Below are 14,229 nucleotides of genomic sequence, written 5' to 3' on the forward strand. Positions count from 1 at the left end.
AAATATAATATTGTTCGTACAAATGATTTCATAACTACACACCTCGCAAGAAAGTATTTTTAATTGATTTTTTATATACAAAGAATTACTATGTAACTAAAGGTGATATACTTCCATATTTTTCATTAAATTGCCCTCCCCTCATAGTAGAATTACATCAACTATCTAGCTCTATAGTCCAATAGACACATGCCAAACAATTGACTACTACATTTTTTGGTAATTGTATCATATAAGTACATAGAATATCTATGTATATTTTTAAAACTTTTTTATGATTCTAGTTCAACTAAACTGTCCTTAGCTCAATAAAAAAAGCCACCAAAAATGGCAGCTCAAATCCTTATCTATTTAAACCTTCCCATCAATATGGTATTATGGTATTTTTTGTCAGATAGAATTTTGTCTTTTTTTAAAATACCTTCCACTTCAAAACCATATTTTTTATAAAGCATTATAGCTTTATCATTGGTTTCAAGAACATTCAAAGTTATTTTCTTAATTCCATTTGAGTCTGCCCAATGAACAGATTCTTTTAAAAGGTTATTTCCTATCCCATATCCCCAATAATCTTTTAATACACGGACTTCAAATTCTTAGTAAAAAGTTATTTCTAATTATTGGAGAAACGCACTCCGTTAGGGTTGAATAAGCACCTTCTCTACTTAATTAGTTTTAATCCTTGTATTACGAATTAGGGTTTATAAATTTCTTTTAACTGTCCTTTTGGGGCGTGTTTCTCTTATTCATTAACTTTATCACATGCTCCTTGGGGCTCCAGCAATTAAATTTATAGTTCGTTTTTGTTTCATAACCTAACCGGCTGCAATAATATTTCATTCCTTCTGCTTTTTTCTCTGCTTTTAAATGCCGGCATGTTGCACAGCAATGGAAATCTTTCATAAACACATACACCTTTTTCTTAACCCCTTTGTTTCACAATATGGGGCAAATGCGATACTAAAGCGTCAATTTACTTCTTCAACGGTTGTACATCAAGAAAAACGGCGACCCTCATTTTGAAGAATCGCACCCGTTCAATAAGAATACCCTCTACAATCATCAATTAAACTGCTAACTTTAGTTGAACAACTAAAAATTTTCTTCATTTTCTAGTGAAATAAGGTCCGAGATAGCCAGTTTCATGTGTTTTAACATATGTCCAGTTAAAACCTTTATCCACAACATAAATATCTAATTCGTTTGTTAGGTCATTAGCAATTAACTTAGAGGCATTTTCAAGAATTAACGCATAATCAGAATTTTGATAAAAAATATAACAACTGTTCTTTTGTTCATTATTAAATGCTTTTTCAGCTTGTTCTTCTTTTAAACAATCTTTTTTATCATAACTAAATATATGCCATAAATAGCCATGGAATCCTCCATTATCATATAGATAAATCGATTTCTTTTCTTTTTCGCTAATCATATTAGCGAAAATATTTTCCCATTGCTTCCGTAAATATGCTCCCCACTTTGGTATTTCCGTAATCTTTACTTTTTTACTTTTAAGTATTTCTACTAGTCCTTCCATTTTCCCCTCCCGATACTAAGAAAGCATATAGTTTTTACGCTTACCTGCTTATGCAAGCAAAATAAGAAAAGGAATTGCTTCAGCAACTCCCTAATTTTCATAAAAGCACCCTTTTGTTGAAAAAGACTCTTATACAGATTCGTTCATCATCTTCATATAGTATTTCGGGGATTCAGTAAATCCTTGTCGAGTATAGAACCTATGTGCATCTACTCTTCTTGAATGGCAATGAACTTCAATTCTGTCACAATTTCTTTTTTTAGCTAAATCAGTACAATATTCTTCAATCTTACGCCCAATTCCCTTACTTCTAATGGTTGTATTAACTGCAAAATAACTTATCCTTGCGAAATCTCCTTTTACCGCTAATTGAGGTATAAAATGTAATGAAATAAAAGCAATTACTTTTTCATCCTCTTCATAAATCAATAATTCCTCATCTGGGTGAATTAGAAGTTTTTCTATTTTTTCTTTAACGAAAGTCTCAGTATCTGGATAACCCAACTGGTTTAACAGTTCAGATAGTGCTTTCCAATCCTCAACTTTTGCTTTTCTAATCCCCATTTCTTCCACTCCCCAATACAATCAATTTATACCACGAATCCCTTTATTGAAAAAACTCCTGAAGCAACTTATCCTCGTCCAAAAATCTCAGTGCCTTCTTCCGATAAACCTCATCATGCAAATAAGTATATCGATTCGGTTTTATCGTTGGCGCGATTTCAATGGCTTGGCGGTATTCTTCTTTATTTAAGCCAAGCCCTTTCACATAATCGAAAAAACCGGTCCTTGTGAAAACCTTCATCATTCGTTCAGCTCGGTGCTCTTGCACATTAGCCATTATATAGGTAGCGATTCCAACTTGAATTCCATGCATTTGCGGCTGCAGCGCAATTTTATCGAGTGCATGGGAAATCAAATGCTCCGATCCGCTGATTGGCGAACTGTTTCCGCTAATGACCGTCGAGATGCCGCCAAGTGTAAGTGAACTGATCAGTTCTTTTAATAAAATTGGATCTCTTATGTCGGTCATTGGTGTCCGAATAAAGCTATTGACTACTTTTTTGCTCAGCATATAAGCAAAATGGTTTACCCGGGCAGCACCATGTTTCTCCTCGAACTCCCAATCATAAAGAGCTGTTATGTTGGAGAGCAAATCACCAATCCCTGCCAAGATAAAGCGGTTAGGAACATGCTGAATAATCTCAAGGTCGGCAATAATTCCATATGGGACCCTTGCTGGAACCGTCGTTTTCTTTTTATTGACCACCAAGGAACAATTGCTGCTAGCAAAGCCATCATTGGACGCTGACGTTGGGATGCTCAAAAATGGGCTCCGCCGTGAAAAGGCTATGTATTTTCCATAATCAATTACCGTCCCGCCTCCCATGGCAATGACCACATCATAGCGCTCCATCTCAAAAGCTTTTTTGATTAGATCCTGGATATCTAAATCAGACGGCATGAGCAGTGCTGTTATCTTCACTTCCGAGATGGAGTCAAGAATATCCTGCTGGTAAGTTTGATAGGTAAAGTCATCGAACAAGAACACGGCATTGACAAAGCCATGCTGTTTCAAAATCCGCTCAAGGCTAAAAACAGTTCCTTTGCCAATTTCCAAAATCGCGGGAATCGGAACACTCGTAACAGGTGTTAACACTTAAGACATCACCCCTTTTTCAACCAAATAATCTTCCACTTCTTTAAAGGTATTGACGGGGACAAAAGGTACCTTCTTTTCACGGAGTATATCCTGTAATCCATTTTTAGCAAAAGTAACATCGGCATGCTGGGCGGGGTGGGAATCAGGCTCACTATCACCGATAAAATAAACCGTTTCATACTCTTCCTTTAATTTCTGAATCACCTTGGATTTATCGATGCCATAACGCTCGGAATAATGCCATTGCTTTTTGTCGATGTTCATATGTACGTTTTTCTCACGGTAATGCCCTTCATTGGAAAAAACCTTTACATTCTCAACATGATATTTTTTTAATATATGATAAATATAATAGTCAGTACCAGCACTCAATATATAAAAATCAGCACCGCTTTCTTGAACCTTTTTAATAAAATTTGGTACATATTCATCGATGGGGATGGATAGTGTATCCTCAATAATTCTATCTTCCTCCTGATTGATGGATTTGAAAACCGTAGCTAGGAAATCAATATCCTTGATTCCTCCAGCTTTCCACTTTTTAAAAAGTTCCCGGCCTTGCGGAAAGTATTTGTCCATCATTACGATATAGAAGTCCTGTTTAGAAATCGTACCATCAAAATCAGAAACGAACGCCCATTTTTTCACTTAGTCACCCTCCATGATCATTGTCATACTTTCGTATAATACCCAAAATATCACATAACGCTAATACTTCAAAGAAATAAATGGAGGAATTCCCTTTGACTATTAAAACTTAAAAATTTTTGCCAAAGCTTTCATGGACTCTGGGCTGCAAACATTTGCAAAATGGTTCTTGAGTTTTGCTTTTGCCACTTCGATGTCAATTGTTTCCTGATGTACCTTATGATTTTCCGTCCAAAACTTCATCGTTTCAAAGGATGTACTGCTCCAGCCATTCTTCTCACCGATAACATTTGTCTTTTCCTTTGTACCGGAGACAACAATATCCATAGACCCCTGCAGCTCTAACAAGGCATTATCAAATAGCTTTTTCTTTTCTTTTTCTTTCATACCTGCTTTGACTCTGAGCAATCTCGTATCGATGCCTTCTTCCCCACTAATCAGCGAATACAGCTCCAACGCCTCTCTTGAAACCAGGCCAGATTCATAGCGTTTTTTCACTGAATCCTGGAAACCTACTATGGCTCTTACGTAAGGAAGGAGTTCCAATGAGATTAATATAGATTTTTTCTTGATGAATTTACCGTAGGCAGCCACACCATCTGCCGGGAAGTTCGCACGCCACATCCATGGATCAAATTCCGAATCCGAATGCCAATGTTCTTTCAAAGTAATACTATCTAGCGACGGATAACCAGGTATTAATTGTGCCAGAGGCAGTAAACCAACTTCTTTAATCACTTCAATTGCTTCTTCATATGTACTTATCTGATAATCTTTCAAAATAATCACTCTCCAGAATTTTCTCTCTTCATACTTTTAGCACATTTCTAATCACTTGATACTGTAAATGTTTTATGTAAAAGCAAGGTAACCAAATATTTCATTTTGGTGCCATCGTGGCCTCATTTGGTTTTCTGTAACCAATTTTCACCTTTTTCTCCATTAGTTTATCTAAATCGACAAAATTTCCCAAGTCACTAATGGTCCTCGATAATCTTCATATTTACCTAATATGTATATATTTCTTTTACTATACTCTAATTCCTTTAAAAGCCATCCTTTATTTTGACAAAATTAGACTCAATCCCTATGATAAACAATCGATTAATTGCTATATCTCTTATTTTGTAAAACCAACCTTTACCTTTTTCACGTTAAGGTATGTTATCATTCTACGTAATACCGAAAAGGGAAGGATGAAGAAGATGTCATTAGAAAGTGTAAAACACCATTTTCAACAATGGAATCGGGTAGCAGATATGATGGAATTTGAAACCTCGAGTGCTACCGTCGAACTTGCAGCCGAAGCAATCGGTGTCATCCCTGCCCGTATTGCGAAAACACTATCATTCAGGAGTGACCAGGAAAAAGCCATCTTGATTGTTGCTGCTGGAGATGTAAAAATCGATAACAAGAAATTTCGTCAAACCTTTGGCTTCAAAGCCAGGATGCTTACGCCTGATGAGGTACTCGAGCAAACCGGACACGCTATAGGCGGAGTTTGCCCGTTTGGCTTGAAAAATGAACTCGATGTGTTCCTCGATGTCTCAATGAAACGCTTTGAGACTCTATTCCCGGCATGTGGCAGCGCAAACTCTGCCATTGAATTGACAACAGATGAAATTTTCCTATATTCATATGCTAGGGAATGGGTAGATGTGTGCAAGGGCTGGGAAGAAGCTGAGCCTAGAGAAAGTGTAGTTTTAAATAACGAGGTATAGTACATATAAAGAATGAGTGGTCATTTTTTATGAAAGTAGTACAAATTAATTTAGAGGAGCCCTTTCACAGTTTGAATGGATTGCAGCTGCTATAATCAATCTAATTAAACACCGTTAAGCTGTGTCCTGAGCAATGTCTTTTTATTTGTCCGTGACATTGCTTTTGTTTCTATTGTTAAAGCATTGATTCTCTCCCTTTTCAAATATATTTTTTTATATCAACTTATTCGAAAATTATGTTAAATTAAAGAAAACAATTTTGAAATGCAGGTGAGCAATGATGTTAGAAAAACTCCAGGTTAAGATGACTTCTTTCGAACAGGATAGAACTATTAGAGTATATCTGCCTGAATGCTACAACCAAAGTAATAATCGTTATCCCGTATTATATATGCACGATGGACAAAATGTTTTTCGGGATGAAGATGCCGTTAGGGGCGTATCTCTCGGTCTAGAAAACTACTTAAATGAAAATGGTGCGGAGATTATAGTCGTTGCGATTGACTTAAATCCAGCGGGTGAAGAGCGGATCAACGAATATTGTCCATGGATTAATGGCGAACTAAGTGAAAAAATATTAGGCTATGCTAGCCCATCTGGTGGCAGGGGTGGAGAATATCTAGACTTCATCGTCAATGAACTAAAACCTTTGATAGACAACAAGTACAGAACGATCGAGAACCATACTTCGATGGCAGGAATTTCTTTGGGGGGGCTTATCTCCACCTATGCTGCCTGCCGTTACCCACATATTTTTAAAAGAATTGCCGCTATATCGCCTGGGTATTACCGGAATCAAGAGGAAATTGAAAACCTATTAACAAACTCCGACTTATCGGCCATCGAGAAATTTTACATAGACTTCGGAACAAAAGAAGTTGGAGAGGATGAAGAAAGTAATCAAATGTTTCTCGCTCTTACTAACGGAGTGTATGAGATTTTAAAGAGCAGGATAACAGACCTGAACTATCAAATTATCGAGGATGCTGAACATAGTTATCTTTTCTTTAGAAAAAGAATGCCGGAAATGCTGTCTTTCTTATTTTCGGATATGGAGAAAGGCTTGTAAGAAGGTATTTCATTCCCCAAAAGTAAAATGGATCTGCAACATATCTCTACTAATTTTTTTGAAGTTAAACACAAAACACCGCTCGAAAAAGTCGAGCGGTGTTTTGTGTTTAACATTTTAGCCTAATTAATCCTCCAATTTAGCTGTATATTTTTTATACCAGTCAAGACCTGTTGACCAATCTTGGACGGGGTTGTATTGTCTAATCTATTTTCCTTTTGACACCACTAAAGCTGATGGTAAACAAACCAAATAACGAGAGCAATAAGTGGGAAAGCAAAACTTATTTTGATGCTTGTCCAGTAAATATGATTGAGCTTATTATGTTTCTCTGTGTAATCCGCATATGCCACTTTAACCATTTCATAAACTTCTGTTTCAGTTTCATCAACACTTTTCTCTTCACTTTCATTTATAAACTGCTCAAGTTTTGGAAAAAGCACTTTGTTTATCTTTCGAGAATTCGAAAATCGCCAAATTCCTAGATAGAGCCCAAATCCCAAATTCCATGCGAAGAAAAAACTGATTAAAGCACCAACTAAATCTGAGTCCAGTTTCCTTCCGAAATCGTTAACTGCACCGTAAATTGTCATGAAGATGAAAGCAGTTAAAATTAAAACTATAACCGCAGTTATTGGCTTAATTCGATAGAGTTTTTTTATCTCTTCCAAAATTTCGTGTTTGCTTTTCGTCATTTCATGCCTTCGCCTCCTCTATTGTAATATCGTCCCCGTTACTTTAAGTGCAGTGCTTCACAATCTACTTTATCAATTGAACACTTAAAGGGCGATCCCTTGTTATAGCATCGTTGAATTTCTCCACTAAAATTAATCAAAATAAACCACTTTTGAAAACCATTCCCAATACGCATTCCCTTGTGCAATAATCATTCTTTCTAACCAGGTTTTTAAATCACAATAAAAACTTATGGTTTCAATACCACTCAAAAGGACATTTACTTCATTAGTTTGATTAAATTTAGAAACGTCAAGTAATAACGTACCTCTATCTACTAAATAGCCAATTGGGTAGCAATTTTTCAGAAAATAATCAACATCACTATAATCTTTCATTGAATTGTATTCACAAATCATTTCCTCGATTGAATAAAGACAAAAGGAGTATCCATATTCGTTGGTAAAGAACTCTGCACCATTATGTAATAATAAAAAATCTTTATATTCAGTAGGTAAAGTCAAATGATTTTTTGTTATAAATTGTTCTAATTCGTGATACGTGATGGGTTTGTTAAATGTAAAACCAACTTTAGGATAAATTCCAGATGTACTATGGACAGTTAATAAATTATTTTCATCCAATCTTGTTTTTAATGCTTCCAAAATATTTACTATTGAAGAATCATTCATACTCATCACCCTTAAGCAAAAATTGAATAATAAATAATATTCGTGGGGTGATTGGAAATACCTTTTTTTCACTAAACTCCGTTACTTGAATTAGAAAAAGGCTGTTCCCTTATACTATTACTAAATTCTATATCGAAAACATTTTTTCCTTCTTCAACTCCTGTCCCGTTAGCAAAAAAAAAAAAGAGCTGCCGCAGCAACCCTTTGTTAAACATAAGCCCCGTTACTTTAAGTACAGATCTTTATAAACTCACAAATCGTTTAATTAGAAAATGGTATTATCTCTTTTTGAAGGAATGCGGGTTTGTTTATTAAACTATTTAGTTATGTGAGTTATTTTTCCCTATTCTTTTTGCCAAGTATTTAGTTATTCCATTAAAGTGTTGTCTACTATCAGGGGTACATTTTCAATTAACTTATGTAGTTGAGTAGCATCATTCATATAGATTTCTCTCAATTATTTAAGATTTTTTAAAAACCCCATTTAGATATATATCCGATAATTGTTCAGCCAGAAATATTGAGCTTTCCTTTCCATTTAATACGTATCGTAAAGATAAGCTCTCAATCGTTGCTAAAGTGGACTCGGCTAATATCCCGATACTTATATCCTTCCTGAGATATTTATTTTCCTGCCCCGAAGTCATAGTTTGGATTAAAGAATTCAGTATATCTTTTCTTATTTCTTCAATATAAGGATTCATATAATAAACGGCTCTTGTATAATCGGGATTATATGCCATAAATTTGAATATTTCTTCCCACCTTCTTCGGACTGTAATTTGAACATTCGGGTCATTTTTTCCAATTATAAATTGCTGAATTAACTTGTTCTTCCAGTTCTCAAGAATCTCCATGTAAAGAGCTTCCTTATTCTTAAAGTAAATATAGAAAGTTCTTTGTGAAAAGCCAGCATTGGCTACAATATCTGAAATTTTTGCTTGATGAAAACCAACTCGTGCAAATTCACTAATGGCTGAATTCATAATGCTTTCTCTGCTTTTTTTAGCCTGGTTAGGATCCCGAGCCACTTAATAATCACCTATCTCCTGTGTAGAGTATTAATTAATTTATAATTTAGTAACTTTTCAGTTACTTATAATACACTATGTATTACTAAGTTTTTCAATACCCTTAAATATTATTCTTATGTTCACTGCAATGTCAATGAAAAAAAGGGGGTGGCAACCCACCCCCTTGTACGTAAAACTAATTTAATTAAGCTGCATTCCTTTGAGAACGAATAGATGAATCCGTTTTTCTAAAAAGCAACATATATCTTTCCCGGTAATTCAATACCAAAAGCAAATGAATCAAGAACATACTTACTCCTAAACCGGTTAATGATGGATTTAGCACCAAAATAAAGAAAAGAATATTTATGGTAATTGGTGCTAATATAGCTAACGCCAAAGGTCCTAGAAGATCAGAGAATAATAAAATACCTCCAACTAACTCCGTAATTTTTACAAAGGTCATGAGACCTGAATCTACCTCTGCGTTTATTAATTGCTGTGCCATGCCTGTCATCTCAGGCAATTGCATAAAACCAAAAAAATACCCGAGTGCGGAATAAACATAGAAAATAGCGAATAGATAACGAAAAACCAAAGACATCTTTTTCAAAAATAAATCCTCCTTTTTTTATAAAACTTCTTTTCTAAGAAAAAATACAATAAAGATTTCCTGAAGACAGCACTTTGAAGTGGTCATACTAACTAACTCGTTAGTTAGTAACTCTCAAGTTACTAATATTGTACTAAATAAAAAAAAAAATTCAATAGGAGGTAACATGTTAGTCTTGTCCAATATGTGAACAACTCTTGAAAATGCATGGAGTTGAGATTTAAGGATTTAAGGAGCTACATTTATTTTCAATCCAGCGTTCATCAATCTCAGTTTGTTTCTTCTCTTTTGCTTTCATTACTAACCAACCTCGTTTAGTCAAAACAATAATCTTTCCCCTTTTATCAGTGGGATGAGTTTGACGCATTACATAACCTCTATTTTCAAGATAATCCACCATTTTCTTTCAGCCTACTTTGTAATTTCTAAATACTCAGCTAGTTCTATTCCGATTGCTCCATTAGGAGTGATACATTTAAACATAAATCCATGTGCAGACCTAATATCTCCAAACCCTAATTCACTCAATCTGTCATGAAGTTCATCAATCAATGTACTGGATAATGATAAAAGTGATGTAAGATCCAATTCACTAAATACTTGATGTTTATATAAAACCTCCTTAAATAAAATCAATCATATTGACTTTATTTGAATTCCATTGTACTATTCGTAATATAGTCAACCAAGTTGACTATATTGTTTTTATTATAAAAGAAATGTGAATCGCTAAAAATATCAATAAACTTTGGACGTTCTATATGATTAACAAGGTTAAAATTAGAGCGAGTGTATTTATCCCAATGTCTTGGACTGAATCTAGGAAGGATATTCAAACGGGAAAAGTAATCCAATTTGAAGGTGACTCACGTGAATTTACACCATATGCTGTAAACACTATGCATTCCAGAGTTGAACAAGAAGTAGTTGTAGATTTTTATAAAAAAATGAAATTTTCTCATATGCGAACACTGGTATAACAACAGAAAGAGTCACAAATTCAGATGGCTCCGTTAATAAGAGAACAGGAAAAGCAAGTACAGAAGGTATTTTATGTTCTAATATTGTATGGGGTTCTGATGACGTCAAGTTTCAAATGAGTGCAAGTGCTAGCAACCCATTGAATGTATATATGGCAGTACCATCACTTTTATAGCGGTGGTACTGCTTTTCTATTCGCTTATCTCGCTACTTATGGCGGTAAGAAACTTGCTCTAAAACAATGCATTGCATTTCAAGAGGAAAATTTTTTCTAGGAGATCGTAAATGAAAACAATATATAATGACTTATCATCTATAATAAAAGCAGATAGCATAAAAACAAACGAGCCTCTAAGTAACTATACATTTACAAAAACTGGTGGAAATAGTGATTTTGTCATAACACCAAAAACGTATCAAGAAGTACAAAACGTTTATAAATATTCTTTAGAACATAATATTCCCATAACAATTTTAGGGAATGGCTCTAATCTAATTGTTAAAGACGGCGGGATCCGCGGATTAGTATTAATTCTAACTGAGATGAATAATATTTATCTATTGGATAAAAAAATTAAAGCTCAAAGTGGTGCATCTATTATTGATGTTTCCGGCTTTGCGCTTAAAAGTAGCTTAACTGGATTAGAATTTGCTTGTGGAATACCAGGTTCTATTGGTGGTGCTCTTTATATGAACGCAGGAGCCTATGGAGGAGTAGTATCCGATGTGCTACAAGAAGCTCTTGTTCTGGATACAAATGGCGACTTTTTAACTCTGTCAAAAGATGAAATGGAATTAGATTATAGAAAAAGCAGCATTGCACAAAACGGTTACTTAGTTCTAGAGGCTACTTTTGGTTTAACTCCGGGAAATTTTAATGAAATTAAAAAAAAAATGGACGAACTTACTTTCCAGAGAGAATCAAAACAACCCCTAGAATATCCATCTTGCGGAAGTGTTTTCAAACGTCCACCAGGATATTTTGCTGGGAAGTTGATTCAAGATAGTGGACTACAAGGAAAACAAATAGGAGGAGCACAGGTTTCAACAAAACACGCTGGTTTTATTGTCAATGTTGGTTCAGCTTCGGCTAGCGATTATCTTGAATTAATATCACACATTCAAAATACTGTTAAAACAAAATTTGGTGTAGATCTAGAACCAGAAGTTATAATAATAGGAGAAGATTAAAGAGTCGATCACTTCAGTTTAAAGTTGTATTATAGCAAAATGTGATATTTAAAAAAGGGAATATACCATATTCAGCTCGTTATGAAGCATTTGACCAGGAATATAACAATGAACTAAGGATACTCAAAGTCAATGTGGATGAACATCCCAATACCGTTAGCCTCTTTGGAATTATGAGTGTCCCAACGACTATTCTGTTTAAAAATGGGGAGCCAATTGACAAGATTATTGGAGTAGTGAATATAGAAGAAATAAAACAATTTATATCCAATTACAAATAATTAATACAATTGCTAAATGATAGTATAAGACCTGGTGAGGAAATTAGCTCACCAGGTTTTTACGTTACAGTTCATGTTTGGCTACTTTTGTAATGTTCTTTAATGTAAATATTAAAAAACAACAAAGCATCTAATATCATCTTAAATCTTTACCCATAATCACATATAGGCAGGTCCTGAATAAATTACGTAGGCTTAGAATCGTCAGTATTACCTAGTAATAATATTAATCCTGAATAAATTGTATCTATTCGCGAAGACAATGGATATACTAATTTTTAGACTCCCCTATCAAATTTCAAAAATACTTAAAACTACAATTGACTTGTTATAATCAAGTATTTATAGTGAGTATGTTTCTATCAAGTTTTTTTATAGCTGTTAAAGTAATAACTTCTAAAAAAGCTGTAGAAAAAGAGGACATGAAGGAAGAGTTTTAAAATGACTTTGAATCGTGATTATTACAACTAGAAGGAGCAATTTAGATGCAACAGAAAATACCGTTTTCAACCTATGTAGTCATCGGAACAATGCTTTTCGGAATGTACTTTGGTGCGGGAAATTTGATTTTTCCTATCCAATTAGGACAACTTGCTGGTACAAACTTTTGGCCAGCATTAATTGGCTTCTTAGTAACAGCCATCGGCTTACCTTTTTTAGGAATATTAGCGATCGGTCTTTCCGGAAGTAACGGACTTCGTGATTTAGCCAATAGAGTACATCCGCTTTTTGGTTTGGTCTTTGCCATGGCTCTTTACTTAACAATTGGACCATTTTTCGCCATTCCACGTACAGCCACGGTACCCTTTGTAGTCGGTTTTGAACCGTACATTAATCCAGGATCCTCTAGCTTATGGCTCGGGCTCTTTAGCTTCGTATTCTTTGCCATTGTTTACTATTTCTCCCTTCATCCTGCAAAAGTTATGGACTATATTGGAAAATATTTAACACCGGCATTTCTAGTCTTTCTATTTGTTTTAATTGTAACTGCCATAGTCAAGCCAATGGGTAATTTCGGGGAACCTTCAGGGGACTATATTGAGTTGCCTTTCATAACAGGTTTTAAAGAGGGCTATAATACAATGGATGCCCTAGCATCACTCGCATTTGGTATTGTTGTCATCAATGCCATTAAGAGACAAGGCATTACTAACACAAAGGATATAGCTAAAGCAACATGGAAATCAGGTATTTTCGCGATGGCTTTAATGATGCTGATTTACGGACTTATTACGTATATGGGGTCATCGAGCGTATTAGCTATAGGAACATTTGATAATGGTGGCCAGATTTTTGCAGCAGTTGCTCAGCACTATTTTGGATCATTTGGCACGATTTTACTAGCAATTATTATTGTACTTGCTTGTCTAAAAACAAGCATTGGACTTATTACTTCTTGTAGTGAATTTTTCCATAATGTATTTCCTAAAGTTAGTTATAGATGGTTTTTACTAATACTATGTGTCGTTTCGTTTATAATCGCAAACTTCGGCTTAAACAATATTATTCAATTCGCGGTGCCGGTGTTAATGTTCCTATATCCGCTAGCAATTGTTCTTATCCTATTGACCCTTTGCTCGCCATTATTTAGTAATAAACATAGCGTTTATGCAGCTTCCATGTTGCTATCATTCTTTGTAAGTTTCTTCGACGGCTACAGCGCATTAGTCGCTAACTTACCAAATGCAACCGTCCCATTATTCGATTCTATTAAAGCATTCTACATGGATTACCTGCCACTTTACGACATTGGTCTTGGCTGGATTATACCCGCTTTAATTGGAGCAATCATCGGCTTTTTTTGGCCAAAACGTGATATGAAGAAGTATTAGGAGAAAATACCAAAAAGAACTGTAGAGTTTTTCCTACAGTTCTTTTTTTATAAAATACTGTTTTTTGTAGTCCTAAGAAATGTTATCTAATTAGTTAGTTTTAACATCCCTTCAACCATACTCTCTTATTGACTTCTCCCCATGGATAAATCCAGGGGATTCTTTTTTAAACCTTCATCAAAGCCGCCTATTAGCCGGGGCTTCCAGGTCTTACTGCTTCTCCAGTTCATTACGACATGTAGTGAAAAACACATACCGCAGCCCAATCATAGGCACTACGCCACTGCCCTTTTAGCCCCATTGTGCGGGACAA

Annotated in this window: 14 protein-coding genes and 3 pseudogenes; 6 read left to right on the forward strand and 11 right to left on the reverse strand. The window is 34.9% G+C overall.

Annotated elements, in window-relative coordinates; genetic code table 11:
- Positions 1-347 precede the first annotated feature (347 nt).
- From M5A78_RS24205 to M5A78_RS24235, 6 genes and pseudogenes are all read right to left on the reverse strand, one after another.
- Positions 348-596, reverse strand: a pseudogene (locus M5A78_RS24205) (GNAT family N-acetyltransferase); the annotation flags it as partial.
- Positions 597-1,105: 509 nt separating this feature from the next.
- A complete protein-coding gene (locus M5A78_RS24215; protein ID WP_248737833.1) occupies positions 1,106-1,537 on the reverse strand; it encodes a DUF4275 family protein in 432 nt (143 codons plus the stop codon).
- Positions 1,538-1,666: 129 nt separating this feature from the next.
- Entirely contained in the window at positions 1,667-2,101 is a 435-nt protein-coding gene (locus M5A78_RS24220) for a GNAT family N-acetyltransferase (RefSeq protein ID WP_248737834.1), read from the reverse strand.
- Positions 2,102-2,144: 43 nt separating this feature from the next.
- Positions 2,145-3,197 carry an iron-containing alcohol dehydrogenase family protein gene (locus M5A78_RS24225; protein ID WP_248737835.1) on the reverse strand — a complete coding sequence of 351 codons (1,053 nt, stop codon included), beginning with the start codon at positions 3,195-3,197 and terminating at the stop codon, positions 2,145-2,147.
- A complete protein-coding gene (locus tag M5A78_RS24230) occupies positions 3,198-3,848 on the reverse strand; it encodes an MtnX-like HAD-IB family phosphatase (protein ID WP_248737836.1) in 651 nt (216 codons plus the stop codon).
- A gap of 102 nt (positions 3,849-3,950) precedes the next feature.
- Positions 3,951-4,628, reverse strand: a complete 678-nt coding sequence (locus tag M5A78_RS24235) for an AlkZ-related protein (protein ID WP_248737837.1) — start codon at positions 4,626-4,628, stop codon at positions 3,951-3,953.
- 425 nt (positions 4,629-5,053) lie between these two features.
- Here M5A78_RS24235 and M5A78_RS24240 point away from each other — a divergent pair, with 425 nt between their 5' ends.
- Together M5A78_RS24240 and M5A78_RS24245 are read left to right on the forward strand one after the other, a co-directional pair.
- Entirely contained in the window at positions 5,054-5,569 is a 516-nt protein-coding gene (locus tag M5A78_RS24240; RefSeq protein ID WP_248737838.1) for a YbaK/EbsC family protein, read from the forward strand.
- 277 nt (positions 5,570-5,846) lie between these two features.
- A complete protein-coding gene (locus M5A78_RS24245; RefSeq protein WP_248737839.1) occupies positions 5,847-6,638 on the forward strand; it encodes an alpha/beta hydrolase in 792 nt (263 codons plus the stop codon).
- Positions 6,639-6,865: 227 nt separating this feature from the next.
- Here the strand turns inward: M5A78_RS24245 and M5A78_RS24250 are convergent, their stop codons facing one another.
- The 5 genes and pseudogenes from M5A78_RS24250 to M5A78_RS24270 all read right to left on the reverse strand — a co-directional run.
- A complete protein-coding gene (locus M5A78_RS24250) occupies positions 6,866-7,333 on the reverse strand; it encodes a hypothetical protein (protein WP_248737840.1) in 468 nt (155 codons plus the stop codon).
- Between the two features lie 132 nt (positions 7,334-7,465).
- Positions 7,466-8,005: an SMI1/KNR4 family protein gene (locus tag M5A78_RS24255; protein WP_248737841.1), complete on the reverse strand. Its 540-nt coding sequence runs from the start codon at positions 8,003-8,005 to the stop codon at positions 7,466-7,468.
- A gap of 461 nt (positions 8,006-8,466) precedes the next feature.
- Positions 8,467-9,036, reverse strand: coding sequence for a TetR/AcrR family transcriptional regulator (locus M5A78_RS24260; RefSeq protein WP_248737842.1), 570 nt, complete (start codon positions 9,034-9,036; stop codon positions 8,467-8,469).
- 187 nt (positions 9,037-9,223) lie between these two features.
- Positions 9,224-9,622 carry a DoxX family membrane protein gene (locus tag M5A78_RS24265; protein ID WP_248737846.1) on the reverse strand — a complete coding sequence of 133 codons (399 nt, stop codon included), beginning with the start codon at positions 9,620-9,622 and terminating at the stop codon, positions 9,224-9,226.
- A 253-nt stretch (positions 9,623-9,875) separates the two neighbouring features.
- A pseudogene (locus M5A78_RS24270) lies at positions 9,876-10,264 on the reverse strand (MarR family winged helix-turn-helix transcriptional regulator); the annotation flags it as partial.
- A gap of 128 nt (positions 10,265-10,392) precedes the next feature.
- On the opposite strand from M5A78_RS24270, the pseudogene M5A78_RS24275 reads away from it, so the two are divergent.
- The 4 genes and pseudogenes from M5A78_RS24275 to brnQ all read left to right on the forward strand — a co-directional run.
- Positions 10,393-10,763: pseudogene (locus M5A78_RS24275) on the forward strand (DUF3238 domain-containing protein); the annotation flags it as partial.
- 134 nt (positions 10,764-10,897) lie between these two features.
- Complete coding sequence (gene murB / locus M5A78_RS24280; RefSeq protein WP_248737843.1) at positions 10,898-11,803, forward strand: UDP-N-acetylmuramate dehydrogenase; 906 nt, start codon at positions 10,898-10,900, stop codon at positions 11,801-11,803.
- Between the two features lie 41 nt (positions 11,804-11,844).
- Entirely contained in the window at positions 11,845-12,084 is a 240-nt protein-coding gene (locus M5A78_RS24770) for a thioredoxin family protein (RefSeq protein WP_264760482.1), read from the forward strand.
- Positions 12,085-12,569: 485 nt separating this feature from the next.
- Complete coding sequence (gene brnQ, locus M5A78_RS24290; RefSeq protein ID WP_248737845.1) at positions 12,570-13,916, forward strand: branched-chain amino acid transport system II carrier protein; 1,347 nt, start codon at positions 12,570-12,572, stop codon at positions 13,914-13,916.
- Positions 13,917-14,229: the final 313 nt, after the last annotated feature.

It is taken from the genome of Neobacillus rhizosphaerae, from assembly GCF_937468385.1.
Lineage (GTDB): Bacteria > Bacillota > Bacilli > Bacillales > Cytobacillaceae > Neobacillus > Neobacillus rhizosphaerae.

What these genes read in the sequence shown, in the direction of transcription:
- M5A78_RS24215 (WP_248737833.1), bottom strand. Translation starts at nt 1,537, where the DNA reads ATGGAAGGACTAGTAGAAATACTTAAAAGTAAAAAAGTAAAGATTACG.
- M5A78_RS24220 (WP_248737834.1), bottom strand. Translation starts at nt 2,101, where the DNA reads ATGGGGATTAGAAAAGCAAAAGTTGAGGATTGGAAAGCACTATCTGAA.
- M5A78_RS24240 (WP_248737838.1), top strand. Translation starts at nt 5,054, where the DNA reads ATGTCATTAGAAAGTGTAAAACACCATTTTCAACAATGGAATCGGGTA.
- M5A78_RS24245 (WP_248737839.1), top strand. Translation starts at nt 5,847, where the DNA reads ATGATGTTAGAAAAACTCCAGGTTAAGATGACTTCTTTCGAACAGGAT.
- M5A78_RS24250 (WP_248737840.1), bottom strand. Translation starts at nt 7,333, where the DNA reads ATGACGAAAAGCAAACACGAAATTTTGGAAGAGATAAAAAAACTCTAT.
- M5A78_RS24255 (WP_248737841.1), bottom strand. Translation starts at nt 8,005, where the DNA reads ATGAATGATTCTTCAATAGTAAATATTTTGGAAGCATTAAAAACAAGA.
- M5A78_RS24265 (WP_248737846.1), bottom strand. Translation starts at nt 9,622, where the DNA reads ATGTCTTTGGTTTTTCGTTATCTATTCGCTATTTTCTATGTTTATTCC.
- murB (WP_248737843.1), top strand. Translation starts at nt 10,898, where the DNA reads ATGAAAACAATATATAATGACTTATCATCTATAATAAAAGCAGATAGC.
- brnQ (WP_248737845.1), top strand. Translation starts at nt 12,570, where the DNA reads ATGCAACAGAAAATACCGTTTTCAACCTATGTAGTCATCGGAACAATG.